Origin of the sequence: Streptomyces sp. NPDC058221 (genome assembly GCF_042882365.1) — a bacterium.
Classification (GTDB): Bacteria; Actinomycetota; Actinomycetes; order Streptomycetales; family Streptomycetaceae; genus Streptomyces.
In genome coordinates, this window is the sequence record NZ_JBHVWF010000148.1 from 1 (window position 1) to 19526 (window position 19526).

General features: G+C 70.6%; 17 protein-coding genes and 1 other RNA gene. 15 read left to right on the top strand and 3 right to left on the bottom strand.

Annotated elements, in window-relative coordinates; all coding sequences use genetic code 11:
• Positions 1-209 precede the first annotated feature (209 nt).
• On the bottom strand, positions 210-416 hold the full coding sequence (locus ACFVW8_RS32375) for a hypothetical protein (RefSeq protein WP_389696348.1): 207 nt from the start codon (positions 414-416) through the stop codon (positions 210-212).
• Between the two features lie 259 nt (positions 417-675).
• Here ACFVW8_RS32375 and ftsE point away from each other — a divergent pair, with 259 nt between their 5' ends.
• The 10 genes from ftsE (at position 676) to ACFVW8_RS32425 (ending at position 11903) form a co-directional block, all read left to right on the top strand.
• The gene (gene ftsE / locus ACFVW8_RS32380) at positions 676-1365 is read left to right on the top strand and encodes a cell division ATP-binding protein FtsE (RefSeq protein WP_024489199.1); all 690 of its coding nucleotides are present in this window, start codon (positions 676-678) and stop codon (positions 1363-1365) included.
• A 23-nt stretch (positions 1366-1388) separates the two neighbouring features.
• The gene (ftsX, locus tag ACFVW8_RS32385) at positions 1389-2306 is read left to right on the top strand and encodes a permease-like cell division protein FtsX (RefSeq protein ID WP_389696351.1); all 918 of its coding nucleotides are present in this window, start codon (positions 1389-1391) and stop codon (positions 2304-2306) included.
• Between the two features lie 67 nt (positions 2307-2373).
• Entirely contained in the window at positions 2374-3561 is a 1188-nt protein-coding gene (locus ACFVW8_RS32390; RefSeq protein ID WP_389696353.1) for a S41 family peptidase, read from the top strand.
• Positions 3562-3579: 18 nt separating this feature from the next.
• The gene (gene smpB, locus ACFVW8_RS32395) at positions 3580-4068 is read left to right on the top strand and encodes an SsrA-binding protein SmpB (RefSeq protein WP_389696355.1); all 489 of its coding nucleotides are present in this window, start codon (positions 3580-3582) and stop codon (positions 4066-4068) included.
• Positions 4069-4188: 120 nt separating this feature from the next.
• Positions 4189-4576, top strand: a transfer-messenger RNA (tmRNA) gene (gene ssrA / locus ACFVW8_RS32400).
• A gap of 344 nt (positions 4577-4920) precedes the next feature.
• Positions 4921-5622: a hypothetical protein gene (locus tag ACFVW8_RS32405; RefSeq protein WP_389696357.1), complete on the top strand. Its 702-nt coding sequence runs from the start codon at positions 4921-4923 to the stop codon at positions 5620-5622.
• Positions 5623-7818 (top strand): glycosyltransferase, encoded by a 2196-nt coding sequence (locus ACFVW8_RS32410; protein ID WP_389696359.1) that lies wholly within the window; start codon positions 5623-5625, stop codon positions 7816-7818. It abuts the gene before it with no gap.
• Positions 7815-9170 carry an acyltransferase gene (locus tag ACFVW8_RS32415; protein WP_389696361.1) on the top strand — a complete coding sequence of 452 codons (1356 nt, stop codon included), beginning with the start codon at positions 7815-7817 and terminating at the stop codon, positions 9168-9170. The genes ACFVW8_RS32410 and ACFVW8_RS32415 overlap by 4 nt, the downstream gene beginning before the upstream one ends.
• 129 nt (positions 9171-9299) lie before the next feature.
• The gene (locus ACFVW8_RS32420) at positions 9300-10631 is read left to right on the top strand and encodes a nitrate/nitrite transporter (RefSeq protein WP_389696362.1); all 1332 of its coding nucleotides are present in this window, start codon (positions 9300-9302) and stop codon (positions 10629-10631) included.
• Positions 10632-10760: 129 nt separating this feature from the next.
• Positions 10761-11903, top strand: a complete 1143-nt coding sequence (locus ACFVW8_RS32425) for a uroporphyrinogen-III synthase (protein ID WP_389696376.1) — start codon at positions 10761-10763, stop codon at positions 11901-11903.
• Here ACFVW8_RS32425 and ACFVW8_RS32430 read toward each other — a convergent pair.
• Positions 11852-12424: a DUF1772 domain-containing protein gene (locus ACFVW8_RS32430; protein WP_389696364.1), complete on the bottom strand. Its 573-nt coding sequence runs from the start codon at positions 12422-12424 to the stop codon at positions 11852-11854. The genes ACFVW8_RS32425 and ACFVW8_RS32430 overlap by 52 nt on opposite strands.
• Before the next feature lie 112 nt (positions 12425-12536).
• Here ACFVW8_RS32430 and ACFVW8_RS32435 point away from each other — a divergent pair, with 112 nt between their 5' ends.
• Entirely contained in the window at positions 12537-13121 is a 585-nt protein-coding gene (locus ACFVW8_RS32435; protein ID WP_389696366.1) for a GNAT family N-acetyltransferase, read from the top strand.
• A gap of 9 nt (positions 13122-13130) precedes the next feature.
• On the opposite strand, the gene ACFVW8_RS32440 is transcribed toward ACFVW8_RS32435, so the two are convergent.
• Entirely contained in the window at positions 13131-13682 is a 552-nt protein-coding gene (locus ACFVW8_RS32440; RefSeq protein WP_389696368.1) for a GNAT family N-acetyltransferase, read from the bottom strand.
• A 145-nt stretch (positions 13683-13827) separates the two neighbouring features.
• On the opposite strand from ACFVW8_RS32440, the gene ACFVW8_RS32445 reads away from it, so the two are divergent.
• The 4 genes from ACFVW8_RS32445 to ACFVW8_RS32460 all read left to right on the top strand — a co-directional run bounded on the left by ACFVW8_RS32445 (position 13828) and on the right by ACFVW8_RS32460 (position 19389).
• On the top strand, positions 13828-14427 hold the full coding sequence (locus tag ACFVW8_RS32445; RefSeq protein WP_389696370.1) for a CGNR zinc finger domain-containing protein: 600 nt from the start codon (positions 13828-13830) through the stop codon (positions 14425-14427).
• 104 nt (positions 14428-14531) lie between these two features.
• Positions 14532-16907, top strand: coding sequence for a HelD family protein (locus tag ACFVW8_RS32450; RefSeq protein WP_389696372.1), 2376 nt, complete (start codon positions 14532-14534; stop codon positions 16905-16907).
• A 425-nt stretch (positions 16908-17332) separates the two neighbouring features.
• Entirely contained in the window at positions 17333-18766 is a 1434-nt protein-coding gene (locus ACFVW8_RS32455) for an NAD-dependent malic enzyme (RefSeq protein ID WP_389696374.1), read from the top strand.
• 341 nt (positions 18767-19107) lie between these two features.
• Positions 19108-19389 carry an HU family DNA-binding protein gene (locus ACFVW8_RS32460; RefSeq protein ID WP_003968811.1) on the top strand — a complete coding sequence of 94 codons (282 nt, stop codon included), beginning with the start codon at positions 19108-19110 and terminating at the stop codon, positions 19387-19389.
• Positions 19390-19526: the final 137 nt, after the last annotated feature.

Here is a 19526-nt window from a genome sequence, read left to right on the forward strand (position 1 = left end):
CCTCTGTTCGTTCGTTCGTGCGTGCGGCTCGTACGCGGGGAGTGGGGGCCGAGCCGTGGTTCCCCGCCTCGTGCGGGGCTCCGGGGCGGCAGGAGGCATCTCAGTGGCCCCTGCGACGTCGTTCCGCCCCTTTCCCGTGCGGAAGGGCGCGGTAAAGGGGCGGCCTCAACGAGGAGCGGGACTCCGGGTAGCCGGAAGGTCGCGCGCGGTCACGCCGCCTGGTGGGCGAGCAGCGCCAGTGCGCACAGCAGCAGCACCACCAGCAGGGCGATCAGCATCATCGGGTTCATCCCGCCGAGGGGGCCCTGGCCCTGCCCCTGCTGTTCCAGCCGGGCGCGGCTGGCCCGGCACACGGGGCAGCGCCCCTCGGCCACGGGCGCCGCACAGTTCGCGCACACCAATCGGTCATAGGTCATGCGCTTTCCTCCTCCCGCGCGGCGGAGCCGCACAAGCTTTCTCTCCGCACAACGCTCGCGGAAACGCGACCGTTCCCCCTACCACTGTGCCAGCTCGCGAGGATTTCGGCGCGGCCCGCCGGACAGGTCCCGGAAGCTCCCGGTTCGCGTCCGCCTGCGTTCCGCCATAAATCACCCATCCCGGTACGCGCGCCTGCACGCGTCAGTCCGGTTCGCGTATGGTCACGCTCACCTACTCCCGGCCGACCGTGGTGCATCCGTGATCCGATTCGACAACGTCTCCAAGACCTACCCGAAGCAGAGCCGTCCCGCTCTACGGGATGTGTCTCTCGATATCGAGAAGGGCGAGTTCGTCTTCCTGGTGGGCTCTTCCGGCTCAGGCAAGTCCACCTTCATGCGGCTCATCCTCCGTGAGGAGCGCGCCAGCCAGGGCATGGTCCACGTCCTCGGCAAGGACCTCGCCCGCATGTCCAACTGGAAGGTGCCGCACATGCGGCGCCAGTTGGGCACGGTCTTCCAGGACTTCCGGCTGCTTCCCAACAAGACCGTCGCGGAGAACGTGGCGTTCGCCCAGGAAGTGATCGGCAAGCCGCGCGGCGAGATCCGCAAGGCGGTCCCCCAGGTCCTCGACCTCGTCGGGCTCGGCGGCAAGGAGGACCGGATGCCCGGTGAGCTCTCCGGCGGTGAGCAGCAGCGCGTGGCCATCGCGCGGGCCTTCGTGAACCGGCCCATGCTGCTGATCGCGGACGAGCCGACCGGCAACCTGGACCCGCAGACCTCGGTCGGCATCATGAAGCTGCTGGACCGGATCAACCGGACCGGTACCACCGTGATCATGGCGACCCACGACCAGAACATCGTCGACCAGATGCGCAAACGCGTCATCGAGCTCGAGCAGGGCCGTCTCGTACGTGACCAGGCGCGCGGCGTCTACGGCTACCAGCACTGAGCACCCAGCACTGAAAGGACGCCATGCGCGCCCAGTTCGTCCTGTCGGAGATCGGCGTCGGCCTCCGTCGCAACCTCACGATGACCTTCGCCGTCGTCGTCTCCGTCGCCCTCTCGCTTGCCCTGTTCGGCGGCGCGCTGCTCATGCGCGAGCAGGTCAGCACGATGAAGGACTACTGGTACGACAAGGTCAACGTCTCCATCTACCTCTGCGGCAAGGGGGATGCGGAGACGGTGGTCCAGTGCGCCAAGGGTGCGGTCACCGCTGAGCAGAAGAAGGAGATCGAGGGCGATCTCCATAAGATGGACGTCGTCGAGACGGTGACGTACGAGTCGTCGGACGAGGCGTACAAGCACTACCAGGAGGAGTTCGGCGACTCCCCGATGGCGGGGAACATCACGCCGGACCAGATGCCGGAGTCCTTCCGCGTCAAGCTCCACGACCCGACGAAGTACAAGGTCGTGGCCACCGCCTTCGCCGGCCGCAACGGGGTGCAGTCGGTCCAGGACCAGAGAAGCATCCTGGACAACCTCTTCGGGCTGATGAACGGCATGAACGTCGCCGCGCTCTTCGTGATGGCGCTGATGCTGGTCATTGCGCTGATGCTGATCGTGAACACCGTCCGGGTGTCCGCGTTCAGCCGACGGCGGGAGACGGGCATCATGCGGCTCGTCGGCGCCTCCGGGTTCTACATCCAGATGCCGTTCATCATGGAGGCGGCCTTCGCCGGTCTGATCGGTGGTGTGCTGGCCTGCGTCATGCTGCTGGCCGGGCGTTACTTCCTGATCGACGGCGGTCTCGCACTCCAGGACAAGCTGAACCTGATCGACTTCATCGGCTGGGAGGCCGTCCTCACCAAGCTTCCACTGGTGCTGGCGATCGGCCTGCTGATGCCCGCAGTTGCCGCTCTGTTCGCGCTGCGCAAGTACCTCAAGGTATGACATGCGCCTCCTCGGCGCGCGGCCAACGGGCCGTGCGCCGAGGAGGCGTTGTCCTAGACTCGGCGCCATGCCGGACCCCGTTCCCCGAGTCGGTCCCCGCGGGCTCTGCCGCGGGGCGGCTCTGACATTGGTCTTCGCGAGCGTGCTGGCCACGGCCGCCGCCACCGGTTCGCTGCCCCGCGGCGACGGGCGCACTCCGGAGATAAGGACCAGGTCCGTCGCCTCCTCCGCGGACCGTGACGCGGTGGCCGACGCCGCCGCCGACGCCGTGGCGGACGGCAAGTCCGGCACGGAGGCGGCCGAGGAGGTCGTCAGCCGCAGCGGGGACCGCTGGGGCGCGGTGTACGACGAGCGGGAGTACCAGGAGTTCGAGCAGGCCCTCGACGGCTCGTACACAGGCGTCGGGATCGCCGCCAGACGCTCCGCCGACGGTCTTGTCGCCGTCGCCCGGGTCCAGCCGGGCAGCCCCGCGGACCGGGCCGGTATCCGCGCGGGCGACCTGCTCCGTACGATCGACGGCCGCCGGGTCGACCGTCGCCCGGTCGCCGACGTCGTGGCCCTGCTGCGCGGCGACCGTACGGCCGCGGCGGCAGGGAGCGCCGTCGTGCTGGGCGTGCAGCGGGGTTCCGCCACCCGCACCGAGACGCTGCACCGGGCCCGGCTCACGACCGAGGCCGTCACCGTGCGCCGAATCGGACCGTACCGTTCCGATTCCTCCGCAGCTGTACTGATCGAGGTCGACTCGTTCACCAAGGGATCGGGCGCCGAGGTCCGTGACGCCGTCCGGGCGGCACCGGCGGGCGCCGGTGTGCTGCTGGACCTGCGCGGCAACTCCGGCGGGCTGGTCACCGAGGCCGTCACCGCCGCCTCCGCCTTCCTGGACGGCGGCCTGGTCGCCACCTATGACGTGCATGGCGAGCAGCGCGCCCTGTACGCGGACGCGGGGGGCGACACCGAGCGGCCCGTCGTCGTCCTCATAGACGGCGGCACGATGAGCGCGGCCGAGCTTCTGACCGGCGCCCTCCAGGACCGGGGGCGTGCGGTCACGGTTGGCTCGCGCACCTTCGGCAAGGGTTCCGTCCAGATGCCGAGCAAGCTCGCGGGCGGTTCGGTGGCCGAGCTGACCGTGGGCCACTACCGGACTCCGGCGGGCCGGAGCGTCGACGACCGGGGCATCACACCGGACCTGGCGGTGAGCTCGCGGGCGCAGGAGCGGGCCGAGACAGTATTGAGTGGCCTCGGGGGTGGGTCGTAGTGCGAAAATGGCCGCACTATGGCTAAGGAAAAGGACACCGGGCGCAAGATCATCGCGCAGAACAAGAAGGCGCGTCACGACTACACCATCCTCGACACCTATGAGTGCGGCCTCGTGCTGATGGGCACCGAGGTCAAATCGCTGCGCATGGGCCGGGCCTCCCTGGTGGACGGCTTCGTGCAGATCGACGGCGGCGAGGCGTGGCTGCACAACATCCACGTCCCGGAGTACGTCCAGGGCACCTGGACCAACCACTCGGCCAAGCGCAAGCGCAAGCTGCTGATGCACCGGGCCGAGATCGACAAGCTGGAGTCGAAGTCCCAGGAGACCGGGCACACGATCGTGCCGCTCTCCCTGTACTTCGTGAACGGCCGGGTCAAGGTCGAGATCGCGCTGGCGAAGGGCAAGAAGGAGTACGACAAGCGGCAGACGCTGCGCGAGAAGCAGGACACCAGGGAGACGAACCGGGCGATCTCGGCCGCGCGCCGGCGCCAGCGGGCCGCCTGACCGGGCCCGAGGACCGGCCGCCGGCCGGTCCGCCAGGAATACGCTGGCATCGTCGTGCGTTGGTCACGTACGATGGCAGTGCACCCCACGGGGTGTGCACCACCTTTGAAAAATCAACATGGGGATGATCGGTTTCGACAGCGGATGTCGAAGCAGGGGAAGCGAGTCGAGGAAGCGGCAATGATCTCGTTAACCATATGTCGCAACCAATAATCGCCAATTCCAAGCGCGATTCCTCCGCCTTCGCCCTCGCTGCCTAATTAGCAGCTAAGCGAAGACTCTGCGGAGTGTCAGCCCGGGGGTGATCCCGACCCGGATCCTGGCATCATTCAGGGATCTAAACTTCTAGGCCCGGTCACGGGGCCCTGAAGGAAATCAAACAGTGACTGGGCCTGTCGGAGGCTTGTTCGCGTGACCTCCGGGGCCGAGAAAAGCGCAGCGAACTGCACTCGGAGAAGCCCTGGTTCCGCACCGTTGGACGCGGGTTCGATTCCCGCCATCTCCACAATTCCCATGTGAACGAGGACCCCGTTGCCACCGGCAACGGGGTCCTCGTTTTTGTCTGCCCGCGCAGCGACGGACCATGACCGGCGTGCGGGGGCGCGCGCCCCCGGCGTGCGGTCGGAAGCCGTGCTTCGGCCCCGAGAGGCCCCGGGTACCTGCCGCACCGGTGGGACGAACATGTGTACGTCTCATGATGAACAACACCGGACTGTGGGGGCGAAGTGTCGTCGGCGTGCGCTACATTCGTCGTCCGGGTGCACTGTGGTAGGGGGCGCGCGGACAGGGTGGGGGCCCGGTCCGGCGGCACATAACCGGTCAGTTGCGCGCACCCGATCTTGAGTGGGGGAAGTGCGTACAACAGTGGAAACTTGGCGTGAAGGTGCCCATGTAGGGCACACACACGAGCCGAACGAAGTCACCATCCAACTCGACGGACTGGGCCGGCAGCTCTCCGAACTGCTCCCGGAACCCGGCGCTCCGGACGGCTCCGACGGCCCCGTCTTCGTCGACGAGAGCGGGCGGCGCAGCAAGACGCTCCGGCGGCTCGGCTGGGTACTCGCCGCAGTCTGCGTCTGCTTCGCGGTGACGCTCGTCGGCGCCGTCCTCGGCGGCAACTCCAGCGCTCCCTTCCTGCCGCTCTCCGGCCAGGAGGAGCACAAGAAGGCGGACGAGGTGCAGGTGTCTCCCGCCCCCGGCGCGAGCACGGGCGCCCCGGCCTCACCTGGCGCGACGCCCAGCTCCTCGCCGTCCGCGTCGGTGGCCGGGGCCGCAGGCGCATCGGCGCCGGGCAGCTCCGCGGCCGGCAGCTCCCCGTCGCCCGGCGCCCGCTCCTCGGCATCGGTCCCCGTCACTCCGTCCGGGCACAGCACCGAGAGCGCGGGCGGCGGCGGTGGCGGTGCCACCACACCGGCCGGCGACACCTCGGTCTCCGCCCCGGCCGACGGTCCCGGGACACCTCCCGCCGACCCGGAGACGCCGCCGCCGGACACCACGACACCGCCCGTCGAGTCCCCGGACCCTCCTGTGCAAGAGCAAGAAGGCGCCAAGTAGATGACCACCCCCGTCCCGCGGGGCAGGCACAATCGTAAGAAGCAGACCCGGCGGCGCAGGCTCCCCATGCGCTACTTGCTGCCGTTCCTGCTCCTGGTCGCCCTGCTCGCCATGCTGATGCTGCGCGGCTACGTGCACAGCGAAATCCTCGCCGACCACCGGATCCAGCCACCGGCGGCCACCGACCAGGTGCCCGAGCAGATCCTCGAGGGCGGACCGGTCATCGACGCGCGCAGCGCGACCGAACCGGCCAAGTCCCTGCGCATCCCCGATCACCGCATCGTGCTGACCTTCGACGACGGGCCCGACCCGGTGTGGACCCCGCGCGTGCTCGACAAGCTCAAGGAGTACAACGCGCACGCCGTCTTCTTCGTCACCGGGACCATGGCCTCGCGCTATCCCGAGCTGGTGGAGCGCATGGTCAGGGAGGGCCACGAGGTCGGGCTGCACACCTTCAACCACCCCGATCTCTCCTACCAGTCCCACGCCCGCATCGACTGGGAGCTCTCGCAGAACCAGCTGGTGCTGGCGGGCGCGGCCGGAATCCGTACCTCGCTCTTCCGGCCGCCGTACTCCTCGTTCGCTGACGCCATGGACGACAAGTCCTGGCCGGTCACCCAGTACATCGGCAGCCGCGGCTACCTCACCGTCGTGAACAACACCGACAGCGAGGACTGGAAGCGCCCCGGCGTCCGCACGATCATCGAGAACGCCACACCGAAGCACGGCAAGGGCGCCGTCGTCCTGATGCACGACTCGGGCGGCGACCGGTCCCAGACCGTGGCCGCGCTCGACCGCTTCCTGCCGAAGATGCAGGACAAGGGATACGAGTTCGCCAACCTCACCACCGCCCTCGGAGGCCCCAGCGCGCACACCCCGGTCACCGGCCTCGCGCTCTGGAAAGGCAAGGCGTTCGTCCACGCCGTCGGCATCTCGGACCACATCACCGACGTGATGGTGGTCGGTCTCGCCGTCATCGGGGTGCTCGTCATCACTCGCTTCGGACTGATGCTGCTGCTCTCCTTCGTGCACGCGCGCAGGGTCCGGGGACGAGGCTTCAGCTGGGGCGATCCGGTCACCCGCCCGGTGACCGTCCTGGTGCCCGCGTACAACGAACGCGAGTGCATCGCCAACACGGTGCGCTCGCTGGTGGCAAGTGACTATCCGGTCGAAGTCATCGTCATCGACGACGGCTCCACGGACGGCACCGCGGACATCGTCGAGGCGATGTGGCTGCCGAATGTGCGCGTGGTGCGCCAGCGCAACGCGGGGAAGCCCGCCGCCCTGAACAACGGCATCGCGCACGCCCGCCACGACATCATCGTGATGATGGACGGCGACACCGTCTTCGAGCCGGCCACCGTCCGCGAACTGGTGCAGCCCTTCGGTGACCCGAAGGTCGGGGCCGTCGCGGGCAACGCCAAGGTCGGCAACCGCGACTCGCTGATCGGGGCCTGGCAGCACATCGAGTACGTGATGGGCTTCAACCTCGACCGCCGGATGTACGACCTGCTGGGCTGCATGCCCACGATCCCCGGCGCGGTCGGGGCGTTCCGCCGTGACGCGCTGGACCGGATCGGCGGCATGAGCGAGGACACCCTCGCCGAGGACACCGACGTCACGATGGCCCTGCACCGGGACGGCTGGCGCGTCGTGTACGCGGAGAACGCCCGCGCCTGGACCGAGGCGCCGGAGTCCGTGCAGCAGCTGTGGTCGCAGCGCTACCGGTGGTCGTACGGCACGATGCAGGCGATCTGGAAGCACCGCCGGGCGGTCGTCGAGCGCGGGCCGTCCGGCCGGTTCGGACGCGTCGGCCTGCCGTTCGTCGCCCTGTTCATGGTCGTCGCCCCGCTGCTCGCGCCCCTCATCGACGTCTTCCTGCTCTACGGACTCGTCTTCGGCCCCACCCAGCAGACGGTCCTCGCCTGGCTCGGTGTCCTCGCCGTGCAGGGCGTCTGTGCCGCGTACGCCTTCCGGCTCGACCGGGAACGCATGACGCATCTGATCTCGCTGCCCCTCCAGCAGATCCTCTACCGGCAGCTCATGTACGTGGTGCTGCTCCAGTCCTGGATCACCGCTCTCACCGGTGGCCGGCTGCGCTGGCAGAAGCTGCGCCGCACCGGCGTCGTGGAGGCTCCCGGCGCGATGACCGGCCGGCAGCGCGGGAGCAGCACCGACCGGAGGCCCGTCGCATGACCCACCCGAGCCAGCCCTCGGCATATCCGCAGCAGCCGCCCCCGGAGCCGTACACGGTGCCGTTCCCGGTGCAGGAGCCGTACCCGTACGGCGATGTGGGGCAGGCACTGCCGCCGGACGCCGGGCCGATGGCGCACGCCCACGCGAAGGCACAGGAGGCCAGGGCGGAGAAGGGGGCCGGCCGGGACCGCTATCTCGATCTGCTCCGTGCCGTCGCGCTCGTCCGCGTCGTCGTCTTCCACCTGTTCGGCTGGGCCTGGCTGACCATCCTGTTCCCGTCCATGGGCGTGATGTTCGCCCTGGCCGGCTCCCTGATGGCCCGGTCCCTGGCCCGGCCCGCCTGGAGCGTCATCCGCGGCCGGCTGCGCAGACTGCTGCCGCCGATGTGGGCGTTCGCCGCCCTCGTCGTGCCGATGATGTTCGTGATGGGCCTCAAGCCCGTGCGGGAGGAGGGCATCTGGTGGTTCCTCAAGCTGGGCTGCTACATCCTCCCGGTCGGCTCGCCGCCGTTTCCGTGGGAGAGCGGCTCCGAGGGCGGATTCCTGGAGCAGTCGTGGGCCGAGCAGGCGGTGGGCCCGCTCTGGTACATCCGCGCCTACCTGTGGTTCGTCCTGGCCTCCCCGCTGCTGCTGAAGGCGTTCCGCCGGCTGCCGTGGGCGACGCTGCTCGCGCCGGTCGGCCTCACCGCCGTCATCGGCACCGGCCTGGTGAACGTTCCCGGGGCGACGGGCGAGGCGCTCGTCGACTTCGGCACCTTCGGCTCCTGCTGGATCCTGGGCTTCGCCCACAACGACGGGCTGCTGCGCAGGGTCCCGCGCTACATCTCGGTCTCCTCGGCCGCGATCATCATGGCCTTCGGCCTGTGGTGGGCGTCCGGGCACCTCACCGAGGAAGGCTGGAACCTGGACGAGATCCCGCTCGCCCAGGCCGCCTGGTCGCTCGGTTTCTGCACGATCCTGCTCCAGTACGCGCCCTCGTGGAAGGAGCTGCCCGGGAGGCTGGCCGGCTGGGACAGCCCGGTCACCCTGGCCAACAACCGGGCCGTGACGATCTATCTCTGGCACAACCTGCTGCTCATGGCGACGATGCCGATCATCGACCAGCTGTGGAACGTCCCGTGGGTCGGTGACCACCTCGGTACGTACATCGACGCGTCGTACGACGTGCTCGTGCTGATCCTGATCTGGCCCCTGATAGGGGTGATGATCGTCGCCGTCGGCTGGGTCGAGGACGTGGCGGCGAAACGGCGGCCGCGGCTCTGGCCCAACGGCGCACCGAAGCGCACCGGGAAGCGCGCCGCAGGCCCCCGCGCACCGGAGCCGGCCGGGCCCCCGGGACCGCACCGGCGGTGACCGTCCTCACCGGGCCGCGCCCGGCCCGGTGAGAGCAAGGTTGCGCACCGGTCACCTCGCAGCACCACGCCGAAACGCGCGCTCCCTAGCGTCGGGTCCAACACCCCGACCCCTTTGTGGAGGCGCGTGATGGCTGGCCGTTGGATCGAGCAGTGGGAACCGGAGGACGAGACGTTCTGGCGGGAGAAGGGCGAGCGGATCGCCCGCCGGAACCTGTGGTTCTCCGTCCTCTCCGAGCACATCGGTTTCTCGATCTGGACCCTGTGGTCGGTGATGGTCCTGTTCATGGGACCGGAGTACGGGGTGGACCCGGCGGGCAAGTTCTTCCTGATCTCGACCGCGACGCTGATCGGCGCGATCGCGCGGGTGCCGTACACGTTCGCCGTGGCCCGCTTCGGCGGGCGGAACTGGACCGTGTTCAGCGCGCTCACCCTGCTGCTGCCGACCGTCGCCGCCTCTGTGGTGATGGAGCCCGGGACCTCGTACACCACCTTCATGGTCGTGGCCGCCCTGACCGGTATCGGCGGGGGCAACTTCGCCTCGTCGATGACGAACATCAACGCCTTCTTCCCGCTGCGCGAGAAGGGCTGGGCGCTCGGGCTGAACGCGGGCGGCGGCAACATCGGGGTGCCCGTCGTGCAGCTCGCCGGGCTGCTGGTGATCGGGACCGCGGGCGCCGCACATCCCCGGATCGTGCTCGGCGTGTACATTCCGCTGATCGTCGTCGCCGCGCTGTGCGCCGCGTACTTCATGGACAACCTGGCCCCCGTGCAGAACGACACCGGGGCCGCCGGGGACGCCGTACGCGACCCGCACACCTGGATCATGTCGGTGCTCTACATCGGCACCTTCGGCTCGTTCATCGGCTACAGCTTCGCCTTCGGCCTCGTGCTGCAGACCCAGTTCGGCCGGACCCCGCTGCAGGCCGCCTCGCTCACCTTCATCGGCCCGCTGCTCGGCTCGCTGATCCGGCCGGTGGGCGGGCGGCTGGCCGACCGGTACGGCGGCGCCCGCATCACCATGGCGAACTTCGCGGCGATGGCCGTCGCCACCGGTGTCGTCGTGTACGCCTCCGGCATCGAGTCGCTCACCGTGTTCCTGATCGGCTTCACGGCGCTGTTCGTACTGACCGGCCTCGGCAACGGATCGACGTACAAGATGATCCCGGGCATCTTCCACGCCAAGGCGGTCGCCCAGGGGCTGCGCGGCGAGGCGGCCGCGGCCCAGGGGCGGCGGCTGTCGGGGGCGGCCATGGGGCTCATCGGCGCGGTGGGTGCCCTCGGCGGGCTCGGCATCAACCTCGCCTTCCGGCAGTCCTTCCAGACCTCGGGCACCGGAACGGCGGCCTTCTGGTCCTTCCTGGTCTTCTACGGGGTGTGTTTCGCCCTCACCTGGGCGGTATACCTTCGCCGTACGGCTCCGGTACCGGCGAAGCCCCAGCTCAGCTACGCCGAAGTGTGATGATGGACGCACAGTGGCGGGTGACGTAACGGGCGGGAAATGCGGGTGAACCGAGCCTGTCACGCATCGTTGGCAGTCTCGGTCCTCCGCACCATCGAGCAGCAGCGGGACGAGAGCCGGGTAGACCATATGCGCGACGACGAACAGCACGGGCCCCTGGCGGGCTTCACGGTCGGTGTCACCGCCGCGCGCCGGGCCGAGGAGCTCTCCACGCTGCTGCGGCGACGGGGCGCCACCGTGGTGCACGCGCCCGCTCTGCGGATCGTGCCGCTCGCCGACGACAGCGAACTGCTCGCCGCCACCAAGGAGCTGATCGACAGCGTCCCCGACGTGGTGCTCGCCACCACCGCGATCGGCTTCCGGGGCTGGATCGAGGCGGCGGACGGCTGGGGCATCGGGGCCCAGCTGCTGGACCGGCTGCGCGGCGTCGAACTGCTGGCGCGCGGCCCCAAGGTCAAGGGGGCCGTCCGGGCCGCCGGTCTCACCGAGACCTGGTCGCCGGCCTCCGAGTCCATGGCGGAGGTGCTGGAACGCCTTCTGGCGGAGGGCGTAGAGGGCCGCCGTATCGCCCTCCAGCTGCACGGCGAACCGCTCCCCGGCTTCGTGGAGTCGCTGCGGGCGGCCGGAGCCGAGGTCATCGGTGTCCCGGTCTACCGCTGGATGCCGCCCGAGGACATCGCCCCGCTCGACCGGCTCCTCGACCTCACCGTCGCCCGCGGCCTGGACGCACTCACCTTCACCAGCGCCCCGGCCGCCGCCTCTTTGCTGCGCCGCGCGGAGGAACGCGGGCTGCTGCCCGAGCTGCTGAGCGCGCTGCGGGACGGCATCGTGTCGGCCTGCGTCGGGCCGGTCACGGCCCTGCCGTTGCAGGCCCGCGGGGTGGACACGGTCCAGCCGGAGCGCTTCCGGCTCGGCCCGCTCGTCCAGCTGCTCTGCCGCGAACTGCCCGCCGGCGCGCGTACGCTGCCCATCGCCGGGCACCGGGTGGAGATCCGTGGTCACGCGGTCCTGGTCGACGACGAGCTGCGGCCGGTACCGCCGGCCGGAATGGCCCTGCTGCACACCCTGGCCCGCAGGCCGGGCTGGGTGGTGGCCCGCGCCGATCTGCTGCGCGCGCTGCCCGGCAGCGGTACGGACGAGCACGCGGTGGAGACGGCGATGGCCCGGCTGCGTACCGCGCTCGGCGAACCCAGGATCGTCCAGACGGTGGTCAAACGCGGCTACCGGCTTGCTCTGGACCCGGCGTCGGACGCCAAGTACGCGGACTCCTGAGGGAGCCGGCGGGCCAGCACGTACGAGGCCCGCAGCAGGAGGGCGAGGGCGGCGGTGCACAGGAGGGCCCGTACGGCGTTCCAGGCGACCCACGCGTCCTCGAACCGGTCCCGCACGGCGGCGGGGCCGGCGATGCGCGCCGGGTTCCCGGCCTGCGCGAGCTCGTCGTTGAGCGGGACGCTGACGCCCGAGGTGAGCAGGAAGGCGACGGCGTACACCACGAGCGCGGCGACGATCCAGCCACGCGGGCCCGGGGTCCGGCGCTGCTGCCAGGCGGCGGCCGCGATGAGAAGCAGCGCGCCGATGAAGGCGGCGAAGAAGACCGGGTTCTGTATGACGTCGTTGATGTTCTGCATGACCTCGATGAAGGTCCGGTCGTCGCTGCGTCCGAGCGCGGGCATGACCGCGCAGGAGAAGACGTAGAACGCCCCCGCGGTGAGGCCGGTGGTGACGGCGGCGCCACCGAGCACGAGGTGGTGGAGGGAGCGGATCGGCCGGTGGGCCCGGCTGGTTGGTGTCATGGCTCCCAGTGAAATGGCGCGGGCGGGTCCGCTCCATGGCTCAGGCGCGCAGCTCCCTACGCGGGCGTCCAGGGGCGTCCAGGGGCGCACGGGGCCGGGATACCGTGCAGGGATGATCGACGACAACCACCGGATCGACGCGGAGACATGGCTCCGTCCCGTCACCGAGGCGGACGCCGCCTCTCTCGCGGTGTCGATGACCCGCAGCCGTGCGTACATGCGGCCCTGGGAGCCCGTACGGCCCGACGCCTTCTACACCGAGGAGGGGCAGCGGCAGCGGCTGGCCGGGCTGCTGGCCGAACGCGAGGCGGGGCGCGTGATGCCCTGGGTGCTGGCGGACGGGCAGGACCGGGCGGTCGGCGGGTTCAACCTCAACGCCGTCGTGCTCGGCCCGTTCCGCAGCGCCACGCTCGGCTACTGGGTGGACGTCACGCACGCGGGCCGCGGGCTGGCCACGGCCGCGGTGCGGCGGATCTGCGAACTGGCCCGGGACGAGCTGCGGCTGCACCGCGTCGAGGCGGGCACGGTCTCGGACAACACGGCCTCGCAGCGCGTGCTCGCCAAATGCGGCTTCGAGCAGTACGGATTCGCCCCGCGCTATCTCCACATCGACGGCGAATGGCGCGACCACCGGCTCTACCAGCGCATCCTGCACGACGGCCCGGTGACCGGGGAACCGGCCGCGCCCGGAGTCTGAGCGCCGGGGTCAGCGGCCGCCGGCCGCCCGGCGCTCGTGGCGGTGTCCCTCCAGCGGCCACGGGGGGCGCGCGGGCAGCACCTCCGCGAAGCCGTAGCCGGCCTTGTCCGCCACCCGGCACGAGGCGTCGTTGCCCACCTGGTGGATCAGATCCAGCCGGACGAGCCCGTCCCCGGCGAAGGCCGCGAACGCCCATGCGGTGAGGGCTCCGAGGGCCTGCGGGGCGATCCCGCGGCCGCGCGCCCGCGCCGCCGTCCAGTAGCCCACCTCGGCCGAGTCCGACCCGGGGGCGGGGTGCACGAGGGCGACGTTCCCGACCGGCAGTTCCCCGAGCGCGGTGTCCACCACGGCGAAACTGTGGCGCAGTCCGGACTCCCGGCCCTCCTCCTGGAGCCGCAGCCAGCGCACCGCCGCCGCCTCGTCCGTCACGGGGACGCGGGACCCCGCCCGGATCGCCGGGTCGCGGTACACGTCGAGCACGACCTCCAGGTCGCCCGGCAGCCAGGGGCGCAGCACCAGGGAGCTGTCCCGGACGTGAGGAGTGCGCAGGTGGTCCGTCATCCGGGCATCGTACGAGGGGAGTTGTCGCGGCCCGCACGGCGGCGGGGGTTACGGCCGGGGCCGCGAGGGGCACTCTGGTGTGGACGACGGCTGGACCCGAGGCGGCTGGACCCGAGGCGGCCGGACCCAAGGCGGTGGCATGCGCATGGCAACGCGCAAAGGCTCGTGCGACTGGCGGTTCGACGCCGGGCGGCTCTGTCTGGACCTGGTGGCGACGGGGGCCGGCAGCCCCGGCGCTCCCGATCCGCTCGACCGCCCGGAGCAGTTGGCGGACTGGCTGGTGGCCTCCCGGGCCGTGCCCGAAGGCACCCGGCTCGCATCCGTCGACCACCACTGGCTCGTGCTCTTCCGCCAGTTGAGGACCGCCGTCGACCGGCTGCTGACCGCGCAGCTCGGCGGCAGCGGGGCCGAGGGCGCCCTGGAGCGCGTCAACGCACTCGCCGCCGGAGCGCCGCCCGGCGTGCGCGCCGTGCGCACCGGGAACGGCGCCCTGGTGCGCGGGCTCAGCACCGAACCCGACTGCCGGGCGCTGCTGGCCACCGTGGCGCGCGACGCCGTGGAACTGCTGACCGACCCGGTGGCCCTGGGCAAGCTGCGCCGCTGCGAGGGCGACAACTGCCGCCGGATCTACCTGGACACCTCACGCGGACGGCGCCGGCGCTGGTGTTCCAGCGAGGTGTGCGGAAACCGCGAGCGGGTCGCCCGGCACCGGCGGCGCAACGCGGGCCCGGCCGCGCCGCCGTGACCGGCCGCTGTCCGGGCAGGATCGGATGCTCGTGGCTGGTGCGCGAGGGGCCCCGCGTCGCATAGGGTTGACGGCTGCCCAATGCACGTCAGAAGGGGGTCTCGGTGGCCGCGCAGGATGCCGCTGTCGATTCGTTGCGGGACCGGGAAATCGGTGTCGAGCAGGAACATCTCGACCGTGTGTACCACCGCCTCGAGGAGAAGATCCACGAGGCGGAATTTCTCATGAGTGATGCCGTCAAACGCGGCCAGGTCGGCACGCCGGGAGCGCTCGCGGAACGCGACGCCCAGGTGTTCCGGGCCGGAATCCACCTCAACCGGCTGAACAGCGAGTTCGAGGACTTCCTCTTCGGGAGGATCGATCTGCTGCTCGGGAAGGACGGTGAGCGCGGCCCGGACGGCGCGTTCACCTCCGTGGAGCCGGCCGACGACGTCGTACGGGAGGACAGCACCGCCGATATCGCGGAGACGCTGCACATCGGCCGGATCGGGGTCCTCGACTCCGACTACGCGCCGCTGGTCATCGACTGGCGGGCGCCGGCCGCCGCGCCCTTCTACCGGTCGACGCCGAAGGAACCGGGCCGGGTGGTACGCCGCCGGGTCATCCGCTCCAAGGGCCGCAGGGTCCTCGGGGTCGAGGACGACCTGATGCGTCCCGAGCTGACCGCGTACCTGGGGGGCGAGAAGCTCCCGGTCATCGGGGACGGCGCCCTGATGGCGGCGCTCGGGCAGGCCCGCAGCCACACCATGCGGGACATCGTCTCCTCCATCCAGGCCGAGCAGGACCTGGTGATCCGGGCGCCCGCCGCCTCGGTCACCGAGGTCTCGGGCGGCCCCGGCACCGGCAAGACAGCCGTCGCCCTGCACCGTGCCGCGTACCTGCTCTACCAGGACCGGCGGCGGTACGCGGGCGGCATCCTCGTCGTCTCGCCGACCCCGCTGCTGGTCGCCTACACCGAAGGGGTGCTGCCCTCGCTCGGCGAGGAGGGACAGGTCGCGATCCGTGCGGTCGGCTCGCTGTCGGACGAGGCGGCGGGCCCGGCGGGCGCCACCACCTACGACGAACCGGCCGTCGCCCGGATCAAGGGCTCCTCCCGGATCCTCCACGTGCTGCGCAAGGCGGCCCGCGGGGCACTGGAGCAGCCCTTCGTCCGGCCGGCCGGGGGCGACGGCCAGCTGGCGTTCGGTGAGGAGGAGACACCGAAGGAGGCCGCCACGCCCACCAGGCTGCGGGTGGTCGCCTTCGGTGCCCGGGTCGAGCTGAACGAGGACGAGCTCCGGCGCATCAGGAACAACGTCCTCAGCGGCACCGCACCGGTCAACCTGCTGCGCCCGCGCGCCCGCAAGCTGTTGCTGGACGCGCTGTGGAGCAGGTCGTCCGGCCGGGGCCGCTACACCGATCCGGAGCTCGCCGCCGAACTGCGCTCGTCGTTCGACGAGGACGTCTCCACCGAGACGCCGTTCATCGAGTTCCTGAACGCCTGGTGGCCCGAGCTCACCCCGCGCGGGGTGCTCGCCGCGATGTCCGACGAGAAGCGGCTCGCCAGGTGGTCCCGGCGCACCCTCAACCAGGGGGAGGTGCGCCGGCTCGCGCGCTCCCTCAAGCGGCTGGACAGTGCGGGTCAGGGGCCGCTGTCGGTCCACGACGTGGCGATGCTGGACGAGTTGCAGCATCTGATCGGCACGCCGAACCGGCCCAAGCGCAAACGCGAGTTCGATCCGCTGGACCACCTCACCGGTCTGGAGGAGCTGATGCCGCAGCGGGAGGAGACCCAGTGGGAGCGGGCCGAGCGGCTCGCGGCGGAGCGTACGGAGTACGCGCACGTCATCGTCGACGAGGCGCAGGACCTCACGCCCATGCAGTGGCGCATGGTCGGCCGCCGCGGCCGGCACGCCACCTGGACGATCGTCGGCGACGCGGCGCAGTCCTCCTGGTCCGATCCGGACGAGGCGGCCGCGGCGCGTGACGAGGCGCTGGGCAACCGGCCGCGGCGCCGGTTCACCCTGACCGTCAACTACCGCAACCCGGCGGAGATCGCCGAACTCGCCGCCAAGGTCCTCGCGCTCGCGATGCCCGGTATGGAGTCACCGGCGGCCGTCCGGTCCACGGGCGTCGAGCCGCGCTTCGTCACCGTCCGGGACGGTGATCTGGCCGGCACCGTGCGCGAGGAGGCGCGGCGGCTGCTGGGCGAGGTGGACGGCACGGTCGGTGTCGTCGTCGCGATGAACCGGCGGGCGCAGGCCCGTGCCTGGCTCGCGGAACTCGGCGAACGGGTGGTCGCGCTCGGCAGTCTGGAGGCCAAGGGCCTGGAGTACGACGCCACGGTGGTCGTCTCGCCCGCCGAGATCGCCGACGAGTCCCCGGCGGGGCTGCGGGTGCTGTACGTCGCGCTGACGCGGGCGACCCAGCAGCTCACGGTCGTGTCGGGGGAGCGGGATCTGCCCGACGAGGACGGGGTGCCGGATCTGCTGAGGGACTGACGCATACCGGGGTGACGCCAAGCGCAGGAGCCTTTTTTCGGTCAACCTGCGCTGCGGGAATCACTTCTCCGGGGTGTTTGTTAGCCTGGTGTTGGCACCGGCTCGATCCAAGCCCCCGGGCCCAACCTTAGTCGCTTCGAGCGACCACTTGCCGCGAGGCGAGCATGGCGGGCCGGTGTCACCTAACTGAAGAAAACGGACCCGCGTCACCCTCCGGTGGCGTGGGTCTGTTTTCGTTTACGGGTCCGGACGGGGTTCCGCTGGGGCCGTCATATCTCGTATGGTGGAAAACACTTTCCGAAGTGCGGCAGTCATTACCGGCTACCCACCGGTAGGTGCGAATATCTGAAGGCGTGTGCGGGCCTGTTCCTGTTGACGGGCCCGGCCGCGTAGCAATGAAGCTAAGGAAAGCGAAGGACTCGGCCATGGCAACGGCGCCCAGCGTCTCGTACTCGATGACGGTCAGGCTGGAGGTGCCCGCGAGCGGCACAGCGGTCTCCCAGCTCACCACGGCCGTGGAGTCCTCCGGTGGTTCGGTCACCGGCCTCGACGTGACCGCTTCCGGCCACGACAAGCTTCGGATCGACGTCACGATCGCGGCCTCCTCCACGTCGCACGCGGACGAGATCGTCGAAGGTCTGCGCGATATCGAGGGCGTCATCCTCGGCAAGGTCTCCGACCGTACGTTCCTGATGCACCTCGGCGGCAAGATCGAGATGCAGTCGAAGCACCCCATCCGCAACCGTGACGACCTCTCGATGATCTACACCCCGGGGGTGGCCCGGGTCTGCATGGCGATCGCCGAGAACCCCGAGGACGCCCGCCGCCTCACCATCAAGCGCAACTCCGTCGCAGTCGTGACGGACGGCTCCGCGGTGCTCGGCCTCGGCAACATCGGCCCGATGGCGGCCCTCCCGGTGATGGAGGGCAAGGCGGCCCTCTTCAAGCGGTTCGCCGGCATCGACGCCTGGCCGATCTGCCTGGACACCCAGGACACCGACGCCATCGTCGAGATCGTCAAGGCGATCGCCCCCGGCTTCGCGGGCATCAACCTGGAGGACATCTCCGCGCCGCGCTGCTTCGAGATCGAGGCCCGGCTGCGCGAGGCCCTGGACATCCCCGTCTTCCACGACGACCAGCACGGCACCGCCATCGTCGTGCTCGCCTCGCTGACCAACGCGCTGCGCGTGGTGGGCAAGGCCATCGGGGACGTACGGGTCGTCATGTCCGGCGCCGGGGCGGCCGGTACGGCCATCCTGAAGCTCCTCATCGCCGCGGGCGTCAAGCACGCGGTCGTCGCCGACATCCACGGTGTGGTGCACTCCGGCCGCGAGGACCTGGTCTCCGCGGACGCCGACTCGCCGCTGCGCTGGATCGCCGACAACACCAACCCGGAGTCCGTCACCGGCACCCTCAAGCAGGCTGTCGTGGGCGCCGACGTCTTCATCGGCGTCTCGGCCCCCAACGTGCTGGACGGGGACGACGTGGCGGCCATGGCGGACGGCGCGATCGTGTTCGCGCTCGCGAACCCGGACCCCGAGGTCGACCCCACGGTCGCCCGTGAGACGGCGGCGGTCGTGGCCACCGGCCGCTCCGACTTCCCCAACCAGATCAACAACGTCCTGGTCTTCCCCGGCGTCTTCCGCGGACTGCTGGACGCCCAGTCCCGCACCGTCAACACGGAGATGATGCTCGCCGCCGCGCGCGCCCTCGCCGATGTCGTCGCCGAGGACGAGGTGAACGCCAACTACATCATCCCGTCGGTCTTCAACGACAAGGTCGCCGGAGCGGTCGCGGGAGCGGTCCGGGACGCGGCCAAAGCGGCCGGCGCGGCTGTGACGGGGCCCACGTCTGTCTGATGTCCGGCGCGTCGCGGGTCGCGGCGCCCCAAACGCCCCTTTAGGGTGGGCGGGCGACGCGTCCCGCAGAGCCCCGCACCCGCTGCGGACCGCTTTCGGGGAGTCGACGGAACGTCACCAAGACGAGGCAGTGGCGCTTTTCGTGTGACTTCGAAGGGTGCCGGATTGGCTTTCCCGCCGCAGGTGGGGGCAGGATGCTTTCCCAAGGACTTCGTCCGGGGGAGACCCCACGGGGCGCGAAGGTTCTCACACGGACCCGGGTCCGGGGACTGTCCGAGGGCCCTGGCAGCATCGGCTTCGATCTCACGCCTCACAGGCAAGAAGAACACGGGAGTAACAACATGAACCGCAGTGAGCTGGTGGCCGCCCTGGCCGACCGCGCCGAGGTGACTCGCAAGGACGCCGACGCCGTGCTGGCCGCGCTCGCCGAGACCGTCGGTGAGATCGTCGCCAAGGGCGACGAGAAGGTCACCATCCCCGGCTTCCTGACCTTCGAGCGCACGCACCGTGCCGCTCGCACCGCTCGTAACCCGCAGACCGGCGACCCGATCAACATCCCGGCCGGCTACAGCGTGAAGGTCTCCGCGGGCTCGAAGCTCAAGGAAGCCGCCAAGGGCAAGTAAGCACCACAGGCACGACGGAGGGCGGTCACCCCGACCAGGGTGGCCGCCCTTCGGCGTACGGGCCCGCAGACGGCCGTTTTGGCCTCTGACGGGGCATCCGGGCCTCCCCGCGGGGCGCCCGGATGCCCCTCACGAGG